This is a genomic window from Candidatus Endoriftia persephonae (assembly GCF_023733635.1).
In the GTDB taxonomy this organism is placed as follows: domain Bacteria; phylum Pseudomonadota; class Gammaproteobacteria; order Chromatiales; family Chromatiaceae; genus Endoriftia; species Endoriftia persephonae.
The window spans coordinates 197,812-222,044 of the sequence record NZ_CP090569.1; the positions used below are offsets into that span (position 1 = coordinate 197,812).

Genomic DNA, 24,233 nt, shown 5'->3' on the forward strand with positions numbered 1-24,233 from the left:
TAATGTTTGATCCCGGAAGTGGCAGTGGCGCTTCGAAATATCCCTACCAATCTGATTCTCGGTTTTCTTGGTGTCGGCAAGACCACCGCGATCTGCCATTTGTTGGCGCATCGCCCTGACGGTGAGCGTTGGGCGGTGTTGGTGAATGAGTTTGGCCAGGTCGGTGTCGATGGTGCTCTGCTGGAGCAGCAGGGGGTGGCGGTGGCCGAGGTGGCGGGAGGGTGCATCTGTTGTGTCGCAGGGGCGGCGATGCAGGTGGGGCTTAACCGTCCGATCCGTGAGGCGCGACCTGACCGGTTGCTAATCGAGCCCACCGGGCTGGGTCATCCGCAGCAGATTCTGCAGTCATTGCTACGGCCACCTTTTGACGAGCTGCTTGAGTTGCGGGCGACGCTCGGGCTGGTGGATGCGCGAAAGCTCACAGATCCCCGTTATACCACCCATGAGACCTTTATCGATCAGTTGCAGCTGGCGGATCTGCTGCTGGCAAACAAGGCGGATCTTTATGATGAGGCGGCGCGGGAGGCTTTTGTTGCCCTGGTGAGAGCGGCGACGCCGCCAAAGGCGCTGAGTGCGTGGCTAGAGTTTGGTCGTGTCAGTCCGCTCTGGCTTGATCTCCCCCGCGCTATAGATCGGAATCGGCGATCTTCCCGGGCAGATGGGCAGCCAGCAAATGTCGTGGAGGCTGCCACTGATCGGTGTGCTGCAGCGGCAGAGGCTGGCTGGTTTTTTCTCGAGGGTGTCGGGGATGGCTTCTACAGTGGCGGTTGGCGGATCGCCGCCCGACAATGTTTTGCTCGCGTGGCGCTGGAGCGTCTCTGCCGCCAGCCCGGAAAGGCGTGATGCACACGGATGCAGGATGGCTGGAGCTCAATGCCGCTGATGGGGAGCTGGCGATGCGGCCGGCGCGGCCACTGCTGGAGAGTCGGATCGAGTTCATCGGCAGGCGGCGGCTGGCGTGGCGGCAGATTGAACAGGCACTGCTGGCAGGATTGTGGAAGGCTTAGGGTGCTTTATCCGACTGTTTTACTGGGTCAATGGCGCCAGGTAGATCAATAAAGGCAGCTTATGCGCCCACCTTGAAAAACTGTTTGGCGCATTAGGCTTGAAAACCTTAGTGTTGACCGCCCTGAGGCCCCGTTGCGCCAGATTTATGCCGCTTTACCCAGGGGCTCAGGCCGGATTTCGTTGTTGCAAGCCGGCCGGCGGCGGTCGCGAAAGGACGGAAAGCTGGATTCAAAATCCGGGATGTTTACCCGGTAAGTGCTTCTAAGTCAGCGCGATTGTGCGTTGGCTGAATCACTGCAGTGAAAAACCTAGGAGAAATGCACCATGCCAACATTTGTGCGTACTGAAAAGTGTGATGGCTGCAAGGGTCAGGACAGGACCGCTTGCATGTACATCTGCCCGCATGACCTCATGAAGCTGGACAAAGACGGTTCCGAGACCGGTCACGCCATGAAGTCTTTCAACCAGGAGCCCGAACAGTGCTGGGAGTGCTACTCCTGCATCAAGATCTGCCCCCAGCAGGCCATCGAGGCACGTCCCTACGCTGACATCGTTCCGATGGGTGGTTCTGTGCAGCCCCTGCGCGGTACCGATTCCATCATGTGGACCATCAAGTTCCGCAACGGCACCATGAAGCGCTTCAAGTTCCCGATCCGCACCACCCCTGAGGGTTCCATCGACCCTTATGGTAATACGCCCGCAGCCGATATGGCCAAGATCGCTGAGCCTGGTTTCTTCAACCACAATCAGCAGAATGGCTACCGCGCTGGCGATCCCAGCGAGCTGATTTGCAAGTAATCCGAAGATATTGAGAGGTAAACACAATGGCTGAATTCGGTAATCCGGACGTCATCGAAGAAGAAGTAGACATCCTCATCATCGGCGGTGGTATGGCTGCTTGCGGTACCGCTTACGAGATTGGTCCCTGGATCGAAGCTGCTGGCGGCGGCATCACGGTCAAGCTGGTCGATAAGGCTGCCATGGATCGTTCCGGTGCTGTGGCGCAGGGTCTGTCCGCTATCAACACCTACATTGGTCCTGATCAGGATCCTGCGGACTACGCTCGCATGGTCTCCAACGACCTGATGGGCATCACCCGTGACGATCTGGCCTACGACCTGGGGCGCCACGTTGATGAATCCGTTCACCTGTTCGAAGAGTGGGGTCTGCCGATCTGGAAGACCGACGAGAACGGTGAGCGTTATGACGGCTCCAAGGGCATGACCTCACTGAAGGACGGCGGCAAGCCCGTACGCTCTGGTAAGTGGCAGATCATGATCAACGGCGAATCCTACAAGTGGATCGTCGCTGAGGCCGCCAAGAAAGCACTGGGTATGGACAACATCCAGGAGCGTATCTTCATCGTTAAGCTGGTTAACGATAAGAACGATCCGAACCGTATCGCCGGTGCTGTCGGTTTCTCCGTGCGTGAGCACAAACTGTATGTTTACAAGTTCAAGGCTTGCCTGCTGGTTGCCGGTGGCTGCGTAAACATCTTCCGTCCCCGCTCCGTGGGTGAGGGTCAGGGCCGTGCCTGGTACCCCGTATGGAACGCTGGTTCCACCTACACCATGGCTGCTGAGGCTGGTGCCGAGCTGACCCTGATGGAAAATCGCTTCGTACCGACCCGTTTCAAAGACGGTTACGGTCCTGTTGGCGCATGGTTCCTGCTGTTCAAGTCCAAGGCCACCAACGCTTATGGCGAAGTGTACATGGATCGCAACAAGGAGATGCTGGACGACTATCCTCCTTACGGCCAGGCTGCCGTTCCTGCATCCTGCCTGCGTAACCACCTGATGCTGAAGGAGATGAAGGAAGGTCGCGGTCCCATCTGGATGGACACCGTTACCGCCCTCGCCAACCTGCGTGAGACTCTGTCTCCCCGCGAGGTTAAGCATCTGGAAGCAGAGGCATGGGAAGACTTCCTCGACATGTGTATCGGCCAGTGCGGTATCTGGGCTGGTGAGAACATCGAGCCTGAGAAGAAGAACTCCGAGCTGATGCCCACCGAACCCTACCTGCTGGGTTCTCACTCCGGTTGCTGCGGCATCTGGGTTTCCGGTCCTGACGATGTGGGCGCGCCCACCGATGAGGCGATGGACGGCGTTCCCGAGCACCTGCCGAAGGGCTGGAACTGGGGCTACCGTGGCATGACCACCGTTCAGGGTCTGTTCACCGCTGCTGACGGCGTTGGCGCCTCTGGCCACAAGTTCTCCTCCGGCTCCCATGCCGAGGGTCGCATGTGTGCCAAGTCCATGGTCAAGTTCGTGATGGACAACAAGGACCACAAGCCTGAGCTGGACACCAGCGTTGACGAGCTGATCGAAGAGATCTACCGTCCGGTGCGTAACTTCCTGGAGCACAAGGACTACTCCACCGCTATCGACGTGAACCCCAACTACATCACGCCGAAAATGCTGCAGTTCCGCCTGCAGAAGCTGATGGATGAGTATGTTGCTGGTGTTGCTACCTACTACACCACCAATGCCAACATGCTGGAAGTTGCCGAGCACAAGCTGGCCGAGCTGAAGGAAGACGCTCTGAAGATGCGTGCGAAAGACCTCCACGAGCTGCTGCGTGCTTGGGAGAACTATCACCGCATCCTGACCGCTGAAGCTCACATGAAACACATCCAGTTCCGTGAGGAGAGCCGTTATCCTGGCTTCTACTACCGCATGGACAAAAACTTCGTTGACGAAGAAAACTGGAAGTGCTTTGTGAACTCCATCTACGACAAAGAGACCAAGACCTTCAAGTGCTTCAAACGCGCTCACGTCGATCTGGTCGATAAGTCTAAGCTGTTCAAGTAAGCATTGCTTGACAGTCTGATGGCGTGAAAGGCCCGGATGCCGTAAGGTGTCCGGGCCTTTTTCATCAGTCTGCAAATAAACGCCAATTAACGCAGCGCTTTGTTTTGTATTAAAATTGCGCAATCGCGTGGATCGGATGCTCATCGTTAATGAGCAGCTGAAGTCCAATACCGCCATTTTTTCCGCATCTGCATTTCATTTCGCGTTCATTCGCGTTCATTTGCAGACTTTTACGAGGTCTAAACAATGAGCGAACAATTCGACATTCCCTTTAAAAGTGACTTGGTGCCGACCGTTATGGAGCCTGGCAGCAAGCTTAAATTCCGCTGTTACAAGGGCATCTCCTGTTTCAATGCCTGCTGCAAAAGTGCAGATATTCAGCTCACGCCCTATGACATCCTGCGCCTGAAAGATAATCTGGGTATGAGCGTCACCGATTTCCTGAAGAACCACACGGTTCCCTTTGAGATGGATAAGGACGGTATCCCCGGTATCAAACTGCGTACCGATAATGATGGTGCCTGCCTGTTTGTCACGGATGAGGGCTGCAGTGTCTACAATGATCGTCCCACCGCCTGTCGTTACTATCCGGTAGGCCATATGGCGATTCGTGAGGCGGGCGCAACCGAAGATGAGGCGCGATACTTTTTGGTCAAGGAGGATCACTGCAAAGGTCATGAAGAAGATCGGGAAATCAGCGTCACTGACTACCGAAAGGAGCAGCAGGTCGAGCAGTACGACCAGATTAATCGTGAATGGATGCAGCTGATTCTGAAGAAGAAATCGGCAGGGCCTTCAATTGGACGACCTTCCGATACCAGCCTGCAATTCTTCTTCATGTGTTGCTACGACATGGACCGGTTTCGTCGCTTTGTGCTGAGTGATTCCTTCAAGGCCTCCTACGATATGGATGACGCTTTCTACGCGACTGTGGAGAAAGAGGATCTGGCGCTGATGAGTTTTGGCATCCGTTTGCTGAAACAGATCCTGTTTGGCGACGAGACCATCGCGGTCAAACCGGGAGCAGAGGAGAAGCGCCTCAAGGAGCGTCGTGAGATTCTTGAAATGCGTCGTAAGGCCGAGATCGAGATCCATCGGCAGAAAGAGGAGCAGCAGAAAAAGGACGTACTCTCCTGAGTCTGAATGCTGCCACGACAATCCTAAAAAGCCGCGCATCCTGCGCGGCTTTTTAGTTTAGGGAGCCCCTGATCAAGTCATGAACGCGTATCTTGTGCCCAGACTATCCAGCTTCTGCGTGGCAAATCTCGGCAACGGCTCCATGCGTGACTCTACCTCCTGGATCCATGCCGTCGTTCGCAATAGCCAGCTATCCCCGACAGAGATGTAGGGGAGGGCGTGAGTAGGGAGTGGTAGTTTTAGGTGCGATTTGTGCCTTGAATCTGAATATTCTGAATCACAATCGACTTCGTCCAGACTTAATCTGCGGCTCCTTAGAGGGTTTGGATGGCGTCGGTTTTGGCTGCCATGATGAAGTCATTGTGATGCAGACCGCGAATCTTGTGCGACCACCAGGTTATGCTCACCCTGCCCCATTCGGTCAAAACAGCGGGGTGGTGTCCTGCGGCCTCTGAAATTCTTCCGACCTTGTTGGTAAAAGCGAGTGCTTCTTCAAAGTTGTTGAAGGAAAAAACCTTTTCGAGTTGCATCACTCCATTCCTGACTTCGATGTTCCAATCTGGAATCAGTTTGATCAGGTTGGCCAGTTCAGATTCAGATACTTGCGGGGCATCGGCTCTGCAAGCCTCACACTGTTCTTGAGTCAAAGCACTCATATTCATCGCTCTCTTTGTCGATAAGGCTGGAAATAGACTAGTATCGAGAATTATTCCTCAGTTAATTGAATGAGTTTAGTGAGAAACTGCGGGGTAATTAGCAGCGGCTAGGAGGCAGTTCGACGTTGAAAAAGAAGCATGCACTGATTGTCGATGATTCCAAAACGGCGCGCCGGGTTCTGGCAAAGAAACTGGACAGTTTTCATGTCGATGTCAGTGAGGTTGGCTCGGGCAAGGAAGCGATTGAATTCCTCAAAAAGGCGCAGCCTGATGCGGTATTTATGGACTATCACATGCCAGGGATGGACGGCATCCAGGCACTGAAGTTCATCCGTCTCAATCCGGAGACGGCATCGATCCCGGTGATGATGTACACCTCCCACTCCGAGAAACTGAAGCCTGAACAGGTCAAGGCGCTCGGTGCAGTTGGAGTGTTGCCGAAGAATCTCGACAGTAAGGACTTCGAGATCGTCATCAGCATGTTGAAGCTGGAGCCTGAGGGTGAGCCCGATAGCCAGTTCGTCGACAGCATGAATATTGATGAGACACCAAGCGTACAACTGCTCGATGGGGCCAGTGAAATCGCGGAATCATCCCGCATGCTGCATGATGCCGCACGCGAGACCGAAGCCTCAGTCGGCTCAACACGACTGCGCAAGCAGATCGCAAAACTGCTGGCGCAGCATCTGAAATTGGTAAGACGACATATCGATGAGACTTCCCGGCAGACTGTTGAGGAGATGGAGAAGGGTAACAGTGCCATCGAAAACAGGTTGCTGGAGATGCAGCAGGCAGAGGCTGAGCAGAGCAAGGCTGGTGGTCTATCATGGGTAATGCTGCTGTTTCTATTGCTGCTTGGAGGTGGCGCACTTCTGCTTTCAGGTTGGCGAAGCGAAATGCTCGAGGAGCGCAACACGCTGCGTGAGCAGATCACTTTGATGGAAAAAGCGCGTGCTAACTACGACGAGCAGGCAGATTCTTTGGTCAGCCTGCTTGAACAGCAAGGTGGTGTGTCGATTGGTGATAAGGCAACCGGGATTACTGCGGCAGAACAGCCGGAGGCCTGGCTGAAACTGCTTGAGTGGGCGCTGAACCGAGACCTTGAGTTCGCCTATCGGGCGGTGCCATTTGACGACAAGATGGTGAGTTGGCTCTCCCAGGCGCTCGATCATCTCAGCAATGCAGGCTTCAGAGGGACGCTTCTTTTGGAGGCGCGTTATGGGGATTTTTGTCTGACTGGAAAACCAGACGCGCAGCTTGAACTGGCCGTTGATCAGGTGAAGGGGGCTGACTGCCTCTTCTCGCGTCAGCTATCTGCAGATGGATCGACTCGTAACGAACTGCAAAGCATCAGCTTTACCAACTACATCAACTCCTCCCCCAGGTTGAGCGCTGGCCCGATTAAGGTGCAGGTGAAAAGAGGGGGGTATGATGCGCCTGTGGTGCCCTATCCGGAGGCGCGGGAGGAGGTGAGCGCTGCCAAGTGGAACCAGGTCGCCGCCCGCAACCAACGCATTCAGGTCCGCCTGCTGCCGGCAGTGCAATAAACTCCAGCCATTGGCACAACACAGGTTCCTGCGTGCTGCCAATGGCGCATCCTCTCCGCGCGTTGTGCTAGGAGGATGCGATCGGCGGCTATCGATTTTCAACTGCCCAGACCGCCGCCTCGACCCGGGACTTGAATCCGAGTTTTTTCAGCAGATGTTTGACGTGTACTTTGACTGTTGCTTCCGCAATATTCAGGTTCCTGGCAATGACCTTGTTGCTCTCGCCTTGGGCTAGGTGGGTCAAGATCTCCTTCTCCCGCTCCGTCAATCCCGCATCGTCAACGTCTTTCGGACGCTGGGAGGTTTGATGCATGGCCCGGGCCAATGACTCCGCGATATTATGCGACATCACCAGCCTCCCTTCGGCCACCTCGCGAAACTTGACCATCAGCTCCTCTGGCGGCATGTCTTTGAGCAGATAGCCGTCTGCCCCGTTGCGCATGGCGGCGACAATGTCATCCTGTGCATCAGATACGGTAAGGATGACAATGCGGGCGACGGTATCGCGCTTCTTCATCTCCACCAGGGTCTCGATGCCGTTCATGCCATGCATGTTGAGGTCGAGCAGTACCAGGTCTGGCTGCAGCTGTTCAACCATCTCGATACCCTGCTCGCCGTTGTCTGCCTCGCCGACGATCTCGATCTCGGGAGTGAGGTCCGCAAGCTGTTGCAACCCCTTGCGTAATAACGGATGGTCGTCGATCATCACCACGCGTTGGACGGTTGAATCACTCATATCGCTACATCTGCCTGCTGATTGTTGTTCTGGTCGGGGCTTAGTTGTATGGGTGTGAAGGTGACGCTGACCCGGGTGCCGCCTTCGCCGAGGGGCCGGATATTCAGGTCGCCGTGCAGTGACCGGGCCCGCTCCTGCATGATGGCAAGGCCGTAGTGGTGACTGCGTTCCGCCTCAGGCGGCATGCCGATGCCGTCATCCTCCACGCTGATCTCGATACGGTTGTCGGCAAGCTGCTCCAGGGTAACATTGGCGCTGGATGCTGCCGAGTGGTAGGTCACATTGGCTAGGGCCTCGCGTACTATCTGTAATACATGGATCTCTTCGTTGGCGCTGAAGGGGATATTCTGTGTATGGTTGTTGAGGGTGATGGCGACCTTGTTCCGCTTGTTGAACTCCGCCACTGTCTCCGCGAGCGCGGTAACGACATTGCGGCCATCCATCTGCAGGCGAAAGGTGGTCAGAAGTTCCCGCAACTGCCGGTAGGAGGCGGCTAATCCCTCTCTCAGTTCTGTCATTACCTCTTCGATCTGCGATTTTTCCGCCTCCCTGTCCATTAAAATTGTGAGGCGGGTGACCTGTATCTTCAGGTAGGAGAGGGATTGGGCCAGTGAATCGTGCAATTCCCGCGCAATCACGCTGCGTTCGTCGAGCAGAGCCAGTCGTCTGCGCTGGATGTCACGGCGGCTGACCCCGACGGCGATACCAATGTGCTGGCCAAGGGTTTCGAGCAGCTGCATCTGCCATGCTGCGAGATTGGCCCCAGGCTCTTTCTGCAGCAGCAGAACCCCATAGTTGTGCTCCTGGTCATGAATGGGGATCGAAAGGATCTTCGAAGAGCCCCCATGATGCTTCCGTGTTAGCAGTTGGGTGTTGCCGTTCCCGAGGCAGATATGGCATGCCTCAGTGCTGCACATAGGGGGCACAGGGCCATTGAGGGCTACCCGGTAGGCCTTGTCGCCATCCTGTTCGGGAGTCAGGCAGAGGGTGCCTGAGCGGATTCCCACTACCCGGCTGATATCCTCCAGTAGCGCGTGGTAGGTCTTTTGTGAAACCGGCACTTTGGTCAGCTGCTGGGTGGCGCTGTAGAGCAGTTGCAGGGAGAGATTCCTGGTCTGCAGTTCGGCGGTTTTTTCTGATACCCGCTTTTCCAGATTACCGTACATTTTCGACAGTTCGGCTGCCATGTTGTTGAAGGCAAGTCCCAATCGGCCAAGTTCATCCATGCCGATATGCCCGACGCGAACACTGAAATTGCCTTTTCCCGCTCGCTCTGCTGCGAACAGAAGTTCACGCAGTGGCCCCAGGACATCGGTGTGAACCAGATAAAGGGTGCTGGCAAGTACCAGCAGGGTTAGCATCAGGCAGATACCCTGGATCAGTCCCAGCTTGTGCAGCCGCGATTCTGCATCCTGTTCCAGCAGGTAGACAAAACGGTCGATCTCCGCAACGAAGGGATCGACCAGGCTGCTGTACTGGCGGCGCAGTTGGTCAATGTGCTGTTCCAGTTCAGCGGTTGTCTGGGTGGTGGCCAGTCGATCCAAATGGCTGGAGAGCAGAGGATACATGACCTCTTGCCACTGGTCAGATATCTGGCGGTAGATGGTGTGCAGTGATTTGCGTTCTGTGTCCTTCAGAACCCTGGTTAGGCGTGGGCTTTCCAGGCGGCTGTGGAACTCCATGGCCTGTTTGCGTATCGCCTCCTGGTCTATGTGGCGGGACTCGAGGGTGGCAACGATGCGATAAGACTGCATGCGCAGGCTGCCGGCCTGATTGACCGCTGCTGCTACGCCATAGGTGGACCGCGCCATGATCACGGCGCTGACCATGCCGGTCAGGGCAAGTAGGGTGATGAGCCCCATCGCCAATCCCGCGCGTATCTGTAGTGACTGACCGATAAACCGAAACATCAGTGCTCTCCCATGCCGGATGAGCCGCCTCTGCCGCCTTCCTCCAGCATCGCCGGGTCAGGTGCTCGGCTAGTTTTTTTAGGGTTAATCCTTTTGCTTTTGCGGTTAAGCAAAAGTCCGCTGCATGACGCCATCATAAATCTTTTTTTCCTTTCTTAACAATGCATTAGAGGTGTTACCCCCTCTAACTCAAAGGTGGTAGTCGAGTCTCTCGCTGGAAAACCGCGCTTGATTGAGATCAAGAGCCACGAGATTTGTGCGTCTTATCTTCCACGCCGAACCCTGCCGGAGATGCGAGATATGGCTACGCAGAGAACCAAACAACTATCCGTACTGACAATGAATACCCTAGCCTTTACCGCCTGCTTTGCGGTTTGGGTGATGTTTTCCATTATCGGGATACCGATCAAAGAGTTGCTGACGCTCAGCGAGACTCAGTTCGGCATTCTGATCGCTACGCCGATCCTGACCGGCTCCGTAGCGCGACTGCCGGTGGGCATCTGGACTGACAGATACGGCGGTCGTATCGTCTATTTCATCTTGATGCTCTGCACTATCCTGCCGCTTTACTTGATCAGCGAGGCGACGCAGTACTGGCAATTCCTGGTGCTGGGTCTGTTTGTCGGTATCGCCGGCGCCTCGTTCTCGGTAGGTATTGCCTACACTGCCCGCTGGTTTAGCAAAGAGAAGCAGGGTTTTGCGATGGGCATCTTCGGGGCCGGTAACGCCGGTGCCGCGCTGACCAAGTTTGTCGCCCCCTCGATTGTCGTCGCCTATGGTTGGGAGACGGTACCACAGGTCTATGCCGTCGCCATGTTTGTAGTGGTGGTACTGTTCTGGATATTCACCTATGAGGATCCCGAGCACAAGGTGGCTTCCCATGTCACGCTGGGTCAACAGCTGGCCCTGCTGAAGGATCCGCACATCTGGAAGTACATGCAGTACTACTCACTGGTGTTTGGTGGTTTTGTCGGTCTCTCCCTGTGGATGACCAAGTACTACATCGCCGAGTACGGCTTCGACCTTACCCATGCTGCGCTGCTGGCCGCGATCTTCGTACTGCCCTCCGGTGTGATTCGCGCCTTGGGAGGGTGGTTTTCCGACAAGTATGGTGCCTACAAGGTGACCTGGTGGGTGATGTGGATCTCCTGGGTCTGTCTGTTCCTGATGTCTTATCCGCAGACCGAGATGGTAATCAAGACCATCAATGGCGAGGTCAACATCGGTGTCGGCCTCAATGTTTGGGCGTTTACCGCGCTGCTGTTTGTCGTCGGCATCGCCTGGGGGTTTGGCAAGGCCTCAGTCTTCAAGTTCCTCTCCGATGAGTACCCCGACAACATCGGTGTCGCCTCTGGCATTGTGGGTTTGGCTGGCGGTATGGGTGGTTTTATGTTGCCGATTATGTTTGGTGCCCTGATCGATTTCACCGGCATCAACAGCGCGGTCTTCATGCTGCTCTATGGCGCCACCTGTGTCTCCCTGATCTGGATGCACTACACCTTTGCCAAAGAACACCAGGAGAAGGATCAGCAGATCGCCAAGGATCATGCCTATGACCAGTATGCTCGTATGCATGAGAACCCGGATGAGTATGTGGCCGCCCGTGCTGCTGTCGAACAGGCCGATCTGCTTGAGGAATTGATCACCAAATACAGCGCTGCTCGCGCCAAGGCTGAAGCGGAGGCGCAAAGGATCCGCAATGGCCAGACCAAGGGCAAGAGCGTCGACTGTCTCGAATAATTCAAACCACGCTATATAGAGAGAACGATTATGTCTGACATAAAAGAGTGGAACCCGGAGGACCCCCAGTTCTGGGAGTCGAAGGGAAAAAAGATCGCTAATAGAAATCTGTGGATTTCCATACCCAGCCTGCTCAGCGGATTCGCGGTATGGCTCTACTGGGGCATCATCACGGTACAGATGCTGAACCTGGGCTTCCCTTTTGAAAAGGCGGAGCTGTTTACCCTGGCGGCGATTGCTGGTCTGACGGGCGCCACCCTGCGTATCCCGTCGAGCTTCTTCATCCGCATCGCGGGTGGCAGGAATACCATCTTCTTTACGACGGCGCTGTTGATGATTCCAGCGGTCGGTGCTGGCTTTGCGCTGCAGGACAAGGACACGCCGCTATGGGTGTTCCAGATGCTGGCATTCCTTTCCGGCTTCGGTGGCGGTAACTTCGCCTCATCCATGTCCAACATCAGCTTCTTCTTTCCGAAGCGGATGCAGGGCCTGGCGCTGGGTCTGAATGCGGGTCTGGGTAATGCTGGTGTGACCACCATGCAGATCCTGATCCCTCTGGTGATGACCTTCGGCATCTTCGGTGGCGAGCCGATGATCCTGCAGAACACCTCGGGCACCCTGATCGGTAAGATCCCCGCCGGTTCAGAGACCTACATCTTTAATGCCGGTTTTGTCTGGCTGCTGCTGCTGATACCTCTGGCCTTCGCCGGTTGGTTTGGCATGAACAACATTCGTACGGATGAGGTCTCTCCCCATATTGGTTCCCCGCTCGGAGCCATGTCCAAGATCGCTGGTATGTTGATCATCGGCTTCATCACCGCAGCCATCGGTCTCTACATCATCCTGCCCGCCCCCACTGGACTGGGTGCGCCCGGTTGGGCCAAGTGGCCGGTCATCGCAGGTATCCTGTTCGGCACTGTCATGCTGATGAAGATGATCCCCGGTGACATCAAGCCCAATCTTAAGCGTCAGTTCAAGATTTTTGGCAACAAGCACACTTGGGTGATGAGCATCATCTACACCATGACCTTCGGCAGCTTTATCGGTTACTCCGCTGGTTTTGCCCTGGCCATCAAGGTGGTGTTTGGCTATCAGCATGTGATGGTTGATGGTTTGATGACGCATGATCTCGCCAACCCCAATGGCCCGTCGGCACTGATGTACGCCTGGATGGGACCTTTTATCGGTGCACTGATTCGCCCGATTGGTGGCTGGATCGCCGACAAGATGGGTGGCGCCAAGGTGACCCAGTATGTCTCCATCGTGATGATCGGCTCTGCCCTGGGTGTGGCCTACTATCTGCAGCAGGCTTACCAGTCAGCCACGCCGGAAGAGTTTTTCGTACCCTTTCTGATGCTCTTTCTGGTGTTGTTTGCCGCCACCGGCATCGGTAACGGTTCCACCTTCCGCACCATCGCGATGGTGTTCCCCAAGGAGCAGGCAGGCCCGGCACTGGGTTGGACCTCGGCGGTAGCTGCTTATGGCGCTTTCATCATCCCGAAGGTGTTCGGTGAGCAGATCAAACTGGCTACGCCAGAAGTCGCACTCTATGGGTTTGCCGTCTTCTATACGATCTGCCTGATCTTGAACTGGTGGTACTACCTGGGGCCGAAGGCTGAGATCAAGAATCCCTGATCGTTACCAGTAAAAAATCGGGGTGGGTCTGCAATACCCCACAGGGCAGCGTCCTAACTCCCCAGCCTTGGCGGACTCACCCCAACCAAATTGCGGGGCATGCCGATGAAACAGAATCGGCGCCCCTAAGGAGAGCGTTATGAGCCACTTTCTCGATAGACTGAAATATTTTAAGAAGGTAGAGAGCACCTACTCTGGCGGTCACGGCATCGTGACCAGTGAAGACCGCCAGTGGGAAGACACCTACCGCAACCGCTGGCGCCATGACAAGGTGGTGCGCTCCACCCACGGCGTCAACTGCACCGGTGGTTGTTCCTGGAAGATCTTCGTGAAGAACGGCCTGGTTGCCTATGAGATGCAGCAGACCGACTACCCGCGTACCCGCGATGATATGCCTAACCACGAGCCTCGGGGCTGTCAGCGTGGTGCCTCCTTCTCCTGGTACCTCTATAGCCCGCACCGCATCAAGTACCCCTTGGTGCGCGGCCGTCTGGTGGAGCTGTATCGTAAAGAGAGAGCGGCAGGCAAGAACCCTGTCGCTGCCTGGGAAGCGATTCAGAGCGATCCCGCCAAGCGCAAGAGTTACACCGCAGTACGCGGTCTGGGCGGTTTTGTCCGTGCCGATTGGGAGGAGATGACCGAGATCATCGCCGCCGCCAACATCTACACCATCAAGAAGTGGGGACCAGACCGGATCTACGGCTTCTCGCCGATCCCCGCGATGTCGATGATTTCATACGCCGCCGGCTCGCGTTACCTCTCGCTGATCGGTGGTGCTTGTGGCTCATTCTACGACTGGTACTGTGACCTGCCGGCAGCCTCTCCTCAGGTGTGGGGTGAGCAGACCGATGTGCCGGAAGCGGCCGACTGGTACAACTCCAAATATCTGATCGTCTGTGGCTCCAACCTGCCGATGACCCGTACACCCGATGCTCACTTTGCCATCGAGTCGCGTTACAACGGCACCAAGGTGGTCTCCATGGCGCCGGACTACGCGGAGTATGTGAAGTTTGCTGACCTGTGGATGCCGGTCAAGCAGGGCACCGACTCCGCCGCCTTCATGGCGATGGGGCATGTGGCACTCAAAGAGTTCCATATCAACAAGCAGGATCCCTATTTCACCGAATACGTGCGGAAATACACCGATCTGCCGATGCAGTTGATGCTGCGCAAGGATGGTGACCATTATGTCTCTGGCCGGTTCTTGCGTGCTTCTGACTTCGACAAGAACTTGGGCGAGACCAATAATCCTGAGTGGAAGACGGTGGTCTTCGACACCAAGAGTAACGCTTTTGTGGTGCCCAACGGATCCGTCGGTTTTCGCTGGGGAGAAGAGGGTAAGTGGAATCTTCTGGAGAAATGCGGCGCTGATCAGGCCGAGACCGAGGCCGAGCTCTCCTGCATCAACAGCAAGGACACGATTGTTGAGGTTGCCTTTCCTCACTTCACGCCGGGCGAGGATGAGATGCTGCTGCGCAACATCCCGGTGCGCAAGCTGAAGTTGGCCTCTGGTGAAGAGGCTCTGGTCTGCTCTGTATTTGATCTGCAGGTAGCCCAGTATGGCATCGACCGCGGCCTGGGCGACAATCTGGCGACCGGCTACGATGATGACAGTGTGCCTTACACCCCGGCATGGGCCGAGAAGATTACTGGTGTAAAGCGTGCCGACCTGGAACGTACGGGTCGTGAGTTTGCACAAAACGCCTCTGAGACCCAGGGTAAATCCATGGTCATCATGGGTGCCGCCATCAACCACTGGTATCACAACGACATGGGTTACCGCAGCATCATGAACCTGCTGCATATCTGTGGTTGTGTCGGTCAATCTGGCGGTGGCTGGGCTCACTATGTGGGTCAGGAGAAGCTGCGTCCCCAGGCGGGCTGGGCGCCCATCGCCTTTGCGCTTGACTGGAATCGCCCACCGCGCCACATGAACAGCACCACCTACTGGTATTTTCATACCGATCAGTGGCGCTATGAGAAGGTGCAGGCCGACGATATTCTGGGTTCTACCGCCCAGGCCAAGTATCGTGGCTATCAGCTGGCCGACTACAATGTGGTCTCCCAGCGTCTGGGGTGGCTGCCTTCCGCGCCTCACTTCAACAAGAACCCGCTCGATATCGTCAAGGCGGCCGAGGCCGCGGGTGCGACCGATGAGGCGGGTGTGGCCAGCTATCTGACTGAGCAGCTGAAGAGCGGTGAGACTGCCTTTGCCTGTGAGGACATCGATGCGGAAGAGAACTTTCCCCGCAACCTCTTTGTCTGGCGTGCCAATCTGCTGGGTTGTTCCGCTAAGGGGCATGAGTACTTCCTCAAACATTTGGTTGGTGCTCAGAACGGCGTCATGCAAGAGGGTGTCGAGGGTCAGAACTCCAAAGAGATCAAGTGGCGTGAGAAGTCTCCGGTGGGCAAGCTGGACCTGATGGTTGATATCAACTTCCGTCTTAACTCCACTGGTGCCTATTCGGACATCATCCTGCCGACCGCAACCTGGTACGAAAAGGCCGACCTCAACACCACTGACATGCACCCCTTTGTGCATCCGCTGGGCAAGGCGGTCGATCCTGCCTTCGAATCCAAGTCCGACTGGCAGATTTTCCAGGCCATCGCCAAGAAGTTCTCCGAGTTGGCTGAAGAGCATCTGGGTACCGTCAAGGACGTGGTCTCCCTGCCCATGCAGCACGATTCCCCGATGGCGCTGGCACAGCCCTTTGGTGAAGTGAAGGATTGGAAAAAAGGTGAATGCGACCTGATTCCTGGCAAGACCGCACCGCTGTTCAAGGTGGTGGAGCGTGACTACCCCAACACCTATAAGAAGTTCACCTCGGTCGGACCTCTGATGAATAAGTTGGGCAACAATATCAAAGGTATTGATTGGAATACCGACCTGGAGATCGAGCAGCTATGCTCACTCAACGGTGTCATCCATGATGAAGGTGTTTCCAAGGGCCGGCCGTCGCTGGTAGATGATGTCGCGGTGTGCGATACCGTCTTGCATATGGCGCCGGAGACCAATGGCGAGGTTGCACACAAATCCTGGTCGGCACTCTCCAAGAAGACGGGTATTGATCATAGCCACCTCTACGCGGGGCGGCATGAGGAGAAGATCCGTTACCACGATATCGTCGCTCAGCCGCGCAAAATCATTACCGCGCCGACCTGGTCGGGTATCGAATCGGAAGAGGTGAGCTACAACGCCTGCTACACCAACATCCATGAGCATATCCCTTTCCGTACTCTGACCGGTCGTGCCTCCTTCTATCTGGATCACGAGTGGATGCGTGATTTCGGTGAGGGTCTGTGCTGCTACCGTCCGCCTCAGGATCTGGGTGCGCACAAAAACCTGCCAAAGGAGCTGGCCAGCAAGCTGAAGGGTAAGAAGACCCTGACCCTGAACTGGATCACCCCGCACTCCAAGTGGGGTATTCACTCCTCCTACCAGGACAACCTGCGCATGCTGACCCTGTTCCGTGGTGGTCCCTACTTCTGGCTGAATGAGAACGAAGCCAAGAGTATCGGCATCAAGGACAACGATTGGGTCGAGGCGGTCAATGCCAACGGTGCGACGGTGGCCCGGGTGGTGGTTAGTCAGCGAGTGCCCGAGGGCATGGCCATCATGTATCACGCTCAGGAGAAGAACGTTAACGTGCCGGGTTCCAATACCACCGGTAAGCGTGGCGGCATCCTCAACAGCGTGACCAAAGTGGTGATGAAACCCACCAACATGATCGGTGGTTACGCCCAGCTCTCTTACTCCTTCAACTACTACGGTACGGTGGGAAGTCAGCGTGATGAGAACGTCATCGTTCACAAGATCGAAGACGCCGACGTGAATTGGTTGGAAGGCGATCTGACGCCGGAGCGCGAAGCTCAACTCAATCCCCCGGGGATTAATAACTGAGTCAGTTGATCGTATTGATGCAGGGTGGAATCGATCCCCACCCTGCATCCCGGTGGAAAGAATTTTGAGGAAGATAAGATGAAGATACGTGCGCAAATTGCCATGGTCCTGAACCTGGACAAGTGCATCGGCTGCCACACTTGTTCGGTGACCTGCAAAAATATCTGGACCAACCGAAAGGGTGTGGAGTACGCCTGGTTCAATAATGTAGAGAGTAAACCCGGCATTGGTTTCCCTAAGAACTGGGAAGATCAGGAGAAATGGAAAGGCGGCTGGGTTAAGAAAAATGGCAAGCTGGAGCTCAAGGCCGGTGGTCGTATCAGCAAGCTGCTGAACATCTTTGCGAACCCTGACATGCCTGAGATCGACGACTACTACGAGCCGTTCGATTACGATTACGCGAAATTGCAGAACAAGCCTCTGTCTGAGGCGGCGCCCACTGCACGCCCGCTCTCCCAGATCACCGGTGAGCGGATGGAGAAGATCCATTGGGGGCCTAACTGGGAAGATGATCTGGCCGGCGCCTTCGAAGATCGTTCAAAGGACAAGAACTTCGAGGGCATCCAGAAGCAGATGTACAAGGAGTTTGAAAAAACTTTCCACATGTACCTGCCGCGCCTGTGCAACCATTGCCTGAATCCGGCGTGTGTCGCCAGTTGTCCCTCTGGCGCCATCTACAAGCGTGACGAGGACGGCGCGGTACTAATCGATCAGGATCGCTGCCGAGGCTGGCGCATGTGCGTCAGTGCCTGTCCCTATAAGAAGATCTATTTCAACTGGGAGTCTGGCAAGTCGGAGAAGTGCATCCTCTGCTATCCGCGCATCGAGTCTGGCATGCCTACCGCCTGCGCCGAGTCCTGTGTTGGCCGCATCCGTTATATGGGCGTGGTGCTCTACGATGCTGACAAGATCAGCGATGCGGCGGGCACTGACAATGAGAAGAACCTGTATCAGTCGCAGCTCGACATGTTCCTCGACCCCAACGATCCGGCCGTCATTAGGCAGGCGCTGGAAGATGGCATTCCGCAACAGTGGTTGGATGCGGCTAAAGACTCCCCAGTCTACAAGATGGCCATGGAGTGGAAGATTGCCTTTCCGATCCATCCTGAGTTCCGCACCCTGCCGATGATGTGGTACGTGCCGCCGTTGTCGCCGGTGCAGAGTCAGATCGATCAGGGCAAGCTGCCTACCGAAGCGGATGGGGTGATTCCGAAGTCCGAGGCGCTGCGTTTCCCCGTACGCTATCTGGCCAACCTGCTGACCGCTGGTGATGAGGCACCGATCCTCAGTGCCCTCAACAGAATGCTGGCGATGCGCAGCAATCAGCGCTCCAAGTCGATTGAAGGCAAGCCGAATGTTGCGGCACTGGAATCTGTCGGGTTGACTGAACTGCAGGCCGAGGAGATGTACCAGATGCTCGGTATCGCCAACTACGAGGATCGCTTCGTTATCCCGACCGCCCATGAGGAGATGGTGCAGGAAGATCCCTATGCCTTCCAGGGTCAGAACGGATTTGGGCCTGGCAATACCAGTTCACACGGTAGCGAGGCCGGTCAGGGCTTTACCCTGTTCCCGAGTCCGCGTAAACGCACCCATACCCCGCAGGGCATTCAGCCCCGCAAGAAGGGCTAACCGGGAGAGTTCACCATGCGTATATATAACATTATGGCTCGTCTGCTGGATTACCCGACCGAGGAGTTGATGGAGAATCTGCCAGCCATCATAACGATACTGAAAGAGGATCCCGAAGTGAGTGCACAGGAGCGCGAAGACCTGATGCAGCTGATCTCATGGATGCAACTGCACGACCTGATCGGTATGCAGGCTGATTACGTACAGACCTTCGATATGACCCCGGAACACGATCTGCACCTGACCCACCATCTGTTTGGTGACGATCGGGGACGCGGTCCGGCACTGATCGACCTTTCGGAACACTTCAAGAGTGCAGGGCTGGAGGTAGAGGAGGGTGAGATCCCGGACTATCTGCCGCTGATTCTGGAGTATGTGTCGACGCTGGATGAGATGCAGGCAAGGGTCTTTCTGGGGGATGCCGCGAAGGTGATTACCGTACTGGCGGAGAACTTGGAGAAGGCGGAGAGCCCCTATTCACGACTGCTGCGGATTGTGGAAGGCCGTGGTCATCTAGCCAAAGCAGCCTGAGGAGATAGACAAATGAACTTACATGACTTGGTTTTTGGGGCTTACCCCTATCTGGCTGGCGCCATCTTTCTGCTTGGCAGCTGGATCCGTTTTGATCGTGAACAGTACACGTGGAAGGCGGACTCCAGCCAATTGCTCAGCAACAAGAATATGCGGCTGGCGAGTAACCTGTTCCACGTCGGCATACTGGGCATCTTTTTTGGTCACGCGGGAGGCATGTTGCTGCCGCACAGCTGGTTCCTGGCGATGGGCATCTCCGATGTCGGTCATCAGTATATCGCTATCTATGCCGGTGGCATTTTCGGCATTATGTGCCTGATCGGCGCCGCGATGCTGTTGTATCGGCGTGTCACCAACCCCCGGGTTAAGGCGGTGAGTCGTAATCGCGATACCTTTGTCATCGGCTGGCTGCTGGCCACCGTGACCCTGGGGCTGAGCACCCTGCTGGTCTCCACAGGTCACGCTGCCCACGGTGATGTTTCGGAGATGATTGCTCTGACCGAATACGTCAAGAGCATTGCCACCCTGAGTGTGGACCCGAGCTTGATCAAGGATGTGTCGCCGATCTTCAAGACCCACATGTTCTTCGGTATGACGGTATTCCTGGTCTTCCCATTCACCCGCTTGGTTCACGTCTGGAGTGTGCCGGTGACCTATCTCGGTCGCGCCTACCAGATCGTCCGCGTCAAGCGGGTGCGGATGAACTAACAGAAAGTAGATGTTGTAGAGCGGGAGCGATTGCTCCCGCTCACTTTCACGAGGCGTTAATCATGAGTACGAACCCTTACGCAACACGGATCGAATATCTGGATGTCGACGGCAAAAAGGTGGCCACGGACCAGGAGGGTTATATCCAGGATATGGATGAGTGGTCGGAGGGCTTTGTAAAGGCGTTGGCCGAAAAAGAGGGGCTAGAGTTGATCGATGACCACTGGGACGTGATCAACTATATCCGCGACTATTATGAAGAGCACCGAGTTCAGGCTCAGGTGCGCGATATGATCAAACATTTCAGGACGGCGTGGGGTAAGGAGCGCGGCAATAACCGTTATCTCCACGATATCTTTCCCAAAGGCGGGCCGCAGAAGCAGGGTAACCGCCTGGCGGGTATTCGCAAGACCAAGGGTGAGCACTGAGCTAATCACTATGTAGGAACAGGGGTATCCGGCGGTAAAGGCATCTTCTCCGCCTCCTGATCTTGCTATGGCCGAGAAAGAGCGGCTGACCCCGGGGATCAATACCCGAATATGTTGTTGAACGAAAGCGGAGGCGTGGAGAAGGTCAGGGTGGAGTGCGCTGGAGGTTGTTGATATCGGCCAGGCTGATATATAACACGAACCATGCTTAAAAAAATCATAGGTCTAAAGCGGGATATGACCGAAAAGGAGTTCGTGATTTCGGTCATGGGCGCCTTTGTCGGTACCCTGATTGCCTCGTTCTTCAGCAACATGATACTGCAGGCGGAGGCGATGCCGCTCATTCTGGCGTCTACCGGCGCCTCGGCGGTGCTTATCTTTTCCCTGCCCTTCAGCCCTGTATCCCGACCATGGAATCTGGTGGGTGGCCATTTGGTCTCCGCATTTGCAGGCGTCTCCTGTTATTTGCTGGTACCCGGTGAGCTGCTCGCGGCATCCATTTCCATTCCCAGTGCGATGCTGCTGATGCACCTTTTTCGATGTATGCATCCACCTGGCGGCGCCACGGCGATTACTGCGGTGGTGGGGGGAGCCAATGTTCATGCCTTGGGATACGCGTTTATCGTGATCCCCGTTTTTATCAACGCCATTATCCTGCTCTCCATCGCGATGGCGATTGCAACCTTTCGCGATGACAATCCGTTTGAATCCCGGCTCAAAGGAGAGGGGGATGAAACGCTGGATGTGCTGGAAGAGTGACAGGGAGCGAAAGCTCGCTGGAGAGATCCTTGTTTATTCTTGTCGATGAGACTGCAAAGTAAAATATGGTGTTGTTATGCTCTGGAATCTAATGATGCACGCCCTTATGGGCTGGCTCGGGGCTTACTATTTTCTCTGGTCTCCCGAAGGAATAGGAATGGCTGTGTTGGTTGTCTGTGTGACTCAGGCGGTTGATCAGATCCGGCTAAGAAAAGAAGCGTGGAGCGAGGTCGAGTCGATGGCCGAACGCGAGGATACCACACAACAGCTGGAGGCCGGCATCAACAAAAAGATGGCGCTGGTGTTTGTGCAGAACGTCGTTTTATATGCGGCGATCGTGCTCCTAGTTGCAGAGATGGCCCGTACCCGCGGTTGGTTGTGATGAATGAAGCGGCCTTGCGTCGCCAATCGAACCGCAGCAACGCGACAGCAGTCAGTCACGCTTGCTCTCATGCAAAACCGCATCGAGGTCGAGCATTTTTATTGCGCTGATAGCCGCCTCCCAGGCACCTTCGTGGCACAGTCCGCTGATGGCGGCATGTTGGTAACCTTCAAGCGCGGCACGTATGCATGCATCCCTGACCGCAGTGGCCATGTGGTGCGTGTCACTCGGTTCGTGTTGCGTTGTCATCGTCTTCTTACTCAAGGGGTGTTATCCCTGCGGTTAAACCTAGAACAGTAGTATTTATCCTGACAGGACCCGATCATGCAAGTGACAAAAGACAAAGTCGTAACCATCGAATACACCATGACCGATGAAGAGGGCACTGTGGTTGATACCACTGACAATGGAGAACCTCTCTCTTTCATTCAAGGCAAAGAGAGCCTACTTGCTGCGATTGAAGCAGCAATCGAAGGCCGCGATGTGGGGGAGAAGTTATCGATCGTCCTCGAGCCGGAGCAGGCTTACGGACATCGGGATAAAAGTCTGATCAGGAAGGTGCCGAGAAGTCATGTCAATGTCTCGGGAGATCTGGAGGTTGGCCTCAAATTGAGAGGTAGAAACGGCTCTAATGTCACGCCGATTACGGTTGTCGAATTCGACGATGAAACGGTGACGCTGGATGCAAATAATCCGCTTGCTGGCGCCACGCTGGGTGTGGAATTGGTGATCGTGGAGGTGCGCGATGCGATTGATGAGGAGCTGAAGAGCGGCAGGGTCCAGGATATGGAAGCAATCTACGAGAAGGAGCGGGTCGACGGCGTGGTGGTGGAATTCAAGCTATAGAAATCTGTATCTCAGATCATCTATTCTCGCTCGAATAAGGTCCCCAGCCCTGATCTAACAAGGGCGGCACTGTGCCGGCAACAGCGGCGGATTATGCTGTGCTCAGCAATTGTTCCATGCATTGTTCCCGGCTTTGGTCCGGGTGTTGCCCGAGCTCCCACATCCCTGGGGGCGAGCCTCCTGTATCTGACACCCAGCGGGGAGGGAATGTAGAAAGATCGCAGGCGCTATCTCTGCCAGGCAGCTGTAGCCCGACCTGTGGGATTGGGGGCAAAAAAAAGCCCGCTTGCGCGGGCTTTTCTTTTGCCCCAGCAGGGGCGAGTCGAAAACAGCCTTATTTGGCGGCAAGCTCCTCAAGCTTCTTGGCCGGAATCACCTGTCCGTTGAGGGCGGCATCCTTGGCGCTGCGCCCAAAGGCGACACTCATCAGGGTCGAGTAGTAGACCACCGGCATGTTGAACTTGGAGCCGTAGGTCTCGTTGATCTGATCCTGATAGATCTCTACGTTGGCCTGACATAGCGGGCAGGGGGTGACGATCATGTCGGCGCCGTTATCGTAGGCCGCTTCGATGATGCCGTGGATCATCTCCTGGGACTTCTCCGGCTCGGAGAATGCCAGGGCGCCGCCACAGCACTGCACCTTTTTCTCAAAAGTTGGGATCGACTCAGCGCCGACAGCCTCAACGATCTTGTCCAGGTACTGCGGATTCTCGAACGACTCGCCCGCGATACCAAAGGGGCGGTTGGTCTGACAGCCGACATAGCCGGCGATCTTGATACCCTCAAGGGGTTTCTTGACCTTCTCCTTGATGGCATCGAAACCGATATCCTCGACCAGTACCTCCACCATGTGGCGGACCTTGGCTTCGCCCTTGTAACGCAGACCGCCTTCCGCCAAGGCAGTGTTGGCATCCTTGAACATCTGCTCGTCTTCAGAGAGACGCTCTTTGGCCTCGCGGGTGGAGAGCCAGCAGGCTGCGCAGGTGGCGACGATTTCCTGACCGGCATTGTGCTCCTCGGAGAGGGCGATGTTGCGGGCCGAGAGAGTCAGGCGGGGCAGCTCGCCACCACCGCCATAGCCGATGGAAGCGCCACAGCAGTTCCAGTCGGGGATCTCGTTGAGGGTAATATCCAACTCTTCACACATGGTCTGCGCAGAGACCAGGTAGTTGGATGAGGTTGCTCCTGTCTGTGAGGAACAGCCCGGGTAGAAGGAAAGTTCTATCTTAGCCATTGCGGTTTGTCCTCACTCAGCTGAAGTCCTGGATGTTGCCATCCTCGATTTCCTGGGCCTTCTTGATGATCTTCTGTAGATCTCCAGGGTTCTTAACACCATGCCCACCAAGGATTTCCATGGCGTTCATGCGTTTGGCCTTCATCATGTTCTGTCCCAGCTTCTGATTAGCCATGGCGTTCTTGATGCCCTGGCTGAAGCCGTCCTTGAAGTACATGGAGAGGCCCAGCTTGAGCTCGTTGACACGGCCCTTCTTCATCAGGTTGTCCCAAAAGATCTGGGAGAATTCCTGAGTCGGCTGCTTCTTGGGCACCAAGCCGAGACGTTTAGCATAGGTCGCCAGGCCGTGCATGATGTGGGTGATCGGCAGGCCGCGGGGGCAGCGTGCGATGCAGTTGTAGCAGGAGGTGCACATCCACATCGAGTCGGAGGTCAGCACCTCTTCGCGCTTGCCGGCACGGATCATCATGAAGATCTCCTGCGGCGGATGCTCCCAGTGCTTGCCGAGCGGGCAGGAGCCAGCGCACACGCCACACTGCATGCACATCTTGACCCATTCGCCCTCTTCCACGTTCGCCTCAACCTCCTTGAGGAAGCTGTTGCGATAGTTGTTGATCTGATTGCTCATTGGGA

The 24,233-nt window shown here is 55.7% G+C and carries 22 protein-coding genes; 16 read left to right on the forward strand and 6 right to left on the reverse strand.

Going from position 1 to position 24,233, the window contains the following annotated elements:
* Window positions 1–24: 24 nt before the first annotated feature.
* The 5 genes from L0Y14_RS00885 (at window position 25) to L0Y14_RS00905 (ending at window position 4,955) form a co-directional block, all read left to right on the forward strand.
* Window positions 25–843 carry a CobW family GTP-binding protein gene (locus tag L0Y14_RS00885; RefSeq protein WP_006474378.1) on the forward strand — a complete coding sequence of 273 codons (819 nt, stop codon included), beginning with the start codon at window positions 25–27 and terminating at the stop codon, window positions 841–843.
* Entirely contained in the window at window positions 843–1,007 is a 165-nt protein-coding gene (locus L0Y14_RS00890) for a hypothetical protein (protein WP_006474377.1), read from the forward strand. The genes L0Y14_RS00885 and L0Y14_RS00890 overlap by 1 nt, the downstream gene beginning before the upstream one ends.
* A 325-nt stretch (window positions 1,008–1,332) precedes the next feature.
* Window positions 1,333–1,806: an adenylyl-sulfate reductase subunit beta gene (aprB, locus tag L0Y14_RS00895; protein WP_040819155.1), complete on the forward strand. Its 474-nt coding sequence runs from the start codon at window positions 1,333–1,335 to the stop codon at window positions 1,804–1,806.
* Between the two features lie 26 nt (window positions 1,807–1,832).
* Window positions 1,833–3,818 (forward strand): adenylyl-sulfate reductase subunit alpha, encoded by a 1,986-nt coding sequence (gene aprA, locus L0Y14_RS00900; RefSeq protein ID WP_005966055.1) that lies wholly within the window; start codon window positions 1,833–1,835, stop codon window positions 3,816–3,818.
* 246 nt (window positions 3,819–4,064) lie between these two features.
* Entirely contained in the window at window positions 4,065–4,955 is an 891-nt protein-coding gene (locus L0Y14_RS00905; protein ID WP_005966056.1) for a YkgJ family cysteine cluster protein, read from the forward strand.
* Window positions 4,956–5,269: 314 nt separating this feature from the next.
* Here L0Y14_RS00905 and L0Y14_RS00910 read toward each other — a convergent pair whose 3' ends face one another.
* Entirely contained in the window at window positions 5,270–5,611 is a 342-nt protein-coding gene (locus tag L0Y14_RS00910; protein ID WP_039959644.1) for a 4a-hydroxytetrahydrobiopterin dehydratase, read from the reverse strand.
* A gap of 125 nt (window positions 5,612–5,736) precedes the next feature.
* Between L0Y14_RS00910 and L0Y14_RS00915 the strand changes: the two genes are divergently transcribed.
* Window positions 5,737–7,158, forward strand: coding sequence for a response regulator (locus L0Y14_RS00915; RefSeq protein WP_005959171.1), 1,422 nt, complete (start codon window positions 5,737–5,739; stop codon window positions 7,156–7,158).
* A gap of 88 nt (window positions 7,159–7,246) precedes the next feature.
* On the opposite strand, the gene narL is transcribed toward L0Y14_RS00915, so the two are convergent.
* The gene (narL, locus tag L0Y14_RS00920; RefSeq protein WP_005959170.1) at window positions 7,247–7,894 is read right to left on the reverse strand and encodes a two-component system response regulator NarL; all 648 of its coding nucleotides are present in this window, start codon (window positions 7,892–7,894) and stop codon (window positions 7,247–7,249) included.
* A complete protein-coding gene (locus tag L0Y14_RS00925; RefSeq protein ID WP_005959169.1) occupies window positions 7,891–9,804 on the reverse strand; it encodes an ATP-binding protein in 1,914 nt (637 codons plus the stop codon). The genes narL and L0Y14_RS00925 overlap by 4 nt, the downstream gene beginning before the upstream one ends.
* Before the next feature lie 300 nt (window positions 9,805–10,104).
* On the opposite strand from L0Y14_RS00925, the gene L0Y14_RS00930 reads away from it, so the two are divergent.
* The 9 genes from L0Y14_RS00930 (at window position 10,105) to L0Y14_RS00970 (ending at window position 21,520) form a co-directional block, all read left to right on the forward strand.
* Window positions 10,105–11,544, forward strand: coding sequence for an MFS transporter (locus L0Y14_RS00930; protein ID WP_081417693.1), 1,440 nt, complete (start codon window positions 10,105–10,107; stop codon window positions 11,542–11,544).
* Window positions 11,545–11,574: 30 nt separating this feature from the next.
* Window positions 11,575–13,179: an MFS transporter gene (locus L0Y14_RS00935; protein WP_005959167.1), complete on the forward strand. Its 1,605-nt coding sequence runs from the start codon at window positions 11,575–11,577 to the stop codon at window positions 13,177–13,179.
* A gap of 139 nt (window positions 13,180–13,318) precedes the next feature.
* Window positions 13,319–17,080, forward strand: coding sequence for a nitrate reductase subunit alpha (locus L0Y14_RS00940; RefSeq protein WP_006474372.1), 3,762 nt, complete (start codon window positions 13,319–13,321; stop codon window positions 17,078–17,080).
* A 78-nt stretch (window positions 17,081–17,158) separates the two neighbouring features.
* Window positions 17,159–18,712 (forward strand): nitrate reductase subunit beta, encoded by a 1,554-nt coding sequence (gene narH / locus L0Y14_RS00945; protein ID WP_050798697.1) that lies wholly within the window; start codon window positions 17,159–17,161, stop codon window positions 18,710–18,712.
* A gap of 15 nt (window positions 18,713–18,727) precedes the next feature.
* Window positions 18,728–19,243, forward strand: coding sequence for a nitrate reductase molybdenum cofactor assembly chaperone (narJ, locus tag L0Y14_RS00950; RefSeq protein WP_005959165.1), 516 nt, complete (start codon window positions 18,728–18,730; stop codon window positions 19,241–19,243).
* Between the two features lie 12 nt (window positions 19,244–19,255).
* Complete coding sequence (narI, locus tag L0Y14_RS00955) at window positions 19,256–19,951, forward strand: respiratory nitrate reductase subunit gamma (protein ID WP_005959164.1); 696 nt, start codon at window positions 19,256–19,258, stop codon at window positions 19,949–19,951.
* 62 nt (window positions 19,952–20,013) lie between these two features.
* Window positions 20,014–20,379 carry a TusE/DsrC/DsvC family sulfur relay protein gene (locus L0Y14_RS00960; protein ID WP_005959163.1) on the forward strand — a complete coding sequence of 122 codons (366 nt, stop codon included), beginning with the start codon at window positions 20,014–20,016 and terminating at the stop codon, window positions 20,377–20,379.
* Window positions 20,380–20,616: 237 nt separating this feature from the next.
* Window positions 20,617–21,138, forward strand: a complete 522-nt coding sequence (locus tag L0Y14_RS00965) for an HPP family protein (protein ID WP_240991616.1) — start codon at window positions 20,617–20,619, stop codon at window positions 21,136–21,138.
* 157 nt (window positions 21,139–21,295) lie between these two features.
* On the forward strand, window positions 21,296–21,520 hold the full coding sequence (locus tag L0Y14_RS00970) for a hypothetical protein (protein WP_006474370.1): 225 nt from the start codon (window positions 21,296–21,298) through the stop codon (window positions 21,518–21,520).
* Window positions 21,521–21,571: 51 nt separating this feature from the next.
* Here the strand turns inward: L0Y14_RS00970 and L0Y14_RS00975 are convergent, their stop codons facing one another.
* Complete coding sequence (locus L0Y14_RS00975) at window positions 21,572–21,784, reverse strand: acetyltransferase (RefSeq protein WP_240991615.1); 213 nt, start codon at window positions 21,782–21,784, stop codon at window positions 21,572–21,574.
* A gap of 60 nt (window positions 21,785–21,844) precedes the next feature.
* Here L0Y14_RS00975 and L0Y14_RS00980 point away from each other — a divergent pair, with 60 nt between their 5' ends.
* Window positions 21,845–22,366: an FKBP-type peptidyl-prolyl cis-trans isomerase gene (locus L0Y14_RS00980; RefSeq protein WP_005959160.1), complete on the forward strand. Its 522-nt coding sequence runs from the start codon at window positions 21,845–21,847 to the stop codon at window positions 22,364–22,366.
* A 334-nt stretch (window positions 22,367–22,700) separates the two neighbouring features.
* On the opposite strand, the gene L0Y14_RS00985 is transcribed toward L0Y14_RS00980, so the two are convergent.
* Together L0Y14_RS00985 and L0Y14_RS00990 are read right to left on the reverse strand one after the other, a co-directional pair.
* Window positions 22,701–23,600, reverse strand: coding sequence for a CoB--CoM heterodisulfide reductase iron-sulfur subunit B family protein (locus L0Y14_RS00985; RefSeq protein ID WP_005959159.1), 900 nt, complete (start codon window positions 23,598–23,600; stop codon window positions 22,701–22,703).
* Window positions 23,601–23,616: 16 nt separating this feature from the next.
* Window positions 23,617–24,228, reverse strand: a complete 612-nt coding sequence (locus tag L0Y14_RS00990; RefSeq protein ID WP_005959158.1) for a 4Fe-4S dicluster domain-containing protein — start codon at window positions 24,226–24,228, stop codon at window positions 23,617–23,619.
* Window positions 24,229–24,233 lie beyond the last annotated feature (5 nt).

Coding starts and splice junctions, on each gene's coding strand:
- L0Y14_RS00985 (WP_005959159.1), bottom strand. CDS start 23,600: ATGGCTAAGATAGAACTTTCCTTCTACCCGGGCTGTTCCTCACAGACA.
- L0Y14_RS00935 (WP_005959167.1), top strand. CDS start 11,575: ATGTCTGACATAAAAGAGTGGAACCCGGAGGACCCCCAGTTCTGGGAG.
- L0Y14_RS00890 (WP_006474377.1), top strand. CDS start 843: ATGCACACGGATGCAGGATGGCTGGAGCTCAATGCCGCTGATGGGGAG.
- L0Y14_RS00925 (WP_005959169.1), bottom strand. CDS start 9,804: ATGTTTCGGTTTATCGGTCAGTCACTACAGATACGCGCGGGATTGGCG.
- L0Y14_RS00980 (WP_005959160.1), top strand. CDS start 21,845: ATGCAAGTGACAAAAGACAAAGTCGTAACCATCGAATACACCATGACC.
- L0Y14_RS00940 (WP_006474372.1), top strand. CDS start 13,319: ATGAGCCACTTTCTCGATAGACTGAAATATTTTAAGAAGGTAGAGAGC.
- narI (WP_005959164.1), top strand. CDS start 19,256: ATGAACTTACATGACTTGGTTTTTGGGGCTTACCCCTATCTGGCTGGC.
- narL (WP_005959170.1), bottom strand. CDS start 7,894: ATGAGTGATTCAACCGTCCAACGCGTGGTGATGATCGACGACCATCCG.
- L0Y14_RS00970 (WP_006474370.1), top strand. CDS start 21,296: ATGGCTGTGTTGGTTGTCTGTGTGACTCAGGCGGTTGATCAGATCCGG.
- L0Y14_RS00905 (WP_005966056.1), top strand. CDS start 4,065: ATGAGCGAACAATTCGACATTCCCTTTAAAAGTGACTTGGTGCCGACC.
- L0Y14_RS00960 (WP_005959163.1), top strand. CDS start 20,014: ATGAGTACGAACCCTTACGCAACACGGATCGAATATCTGGATGTCGAC.
- narH (WP_050798697.1), top strand. CDS start 17,159: ATGAAGATACGTGCGCAAATTGCCATGGTCCTGAACCTGGACAAGTGC.
- L0Y14_RS00990 (WP_005959158.1), bottom strand. CDS start 24,228: ATGAGCAATCAGATCAACAACTATCGCAACAGCTTCCTCAAGGAGGTT.
- aprA (WP_005966055.1), top strand. CDS start 1,833: ATGGCTGAATTCGGTAATCCGGACGTCATCGAAGAAGAAGTAGACATC.
- L0Y14_RS00910 (WP_039959644.1), bottom strand. CDS start 5,611: ATGAGTGCTTTGACTCAAGAACAGTGTGAGGCTTGCAGAGCCGATGCC.
- aprB (WP_040819155.1), top strand. CDS start 1,333: ATGCCAACATTTGTGCGTACTGAAAAGTGTGATGGCTGCAAGGGTCAG.
- L0Y14_RS00930 (WP_081417693.1), top strand. CDS start 10,105: ATGGCTACGCAGAGAACCAAACAACTATCCGTACTGACAATGAATACC.
- narJ (WP_005959165.1), top strand. CDS start 18,728: ATGCGTATATATAACATTATGGCTCGTCTGCTGGATTACCCGACCGAG.
- L0Y14_RS00965 (WP_240991616.1), top strand. CDS start 20,617: ATGACCGAAAAGGAGTTCGTGATTTCGGTCATGGGCGCCTTTGTCGGT.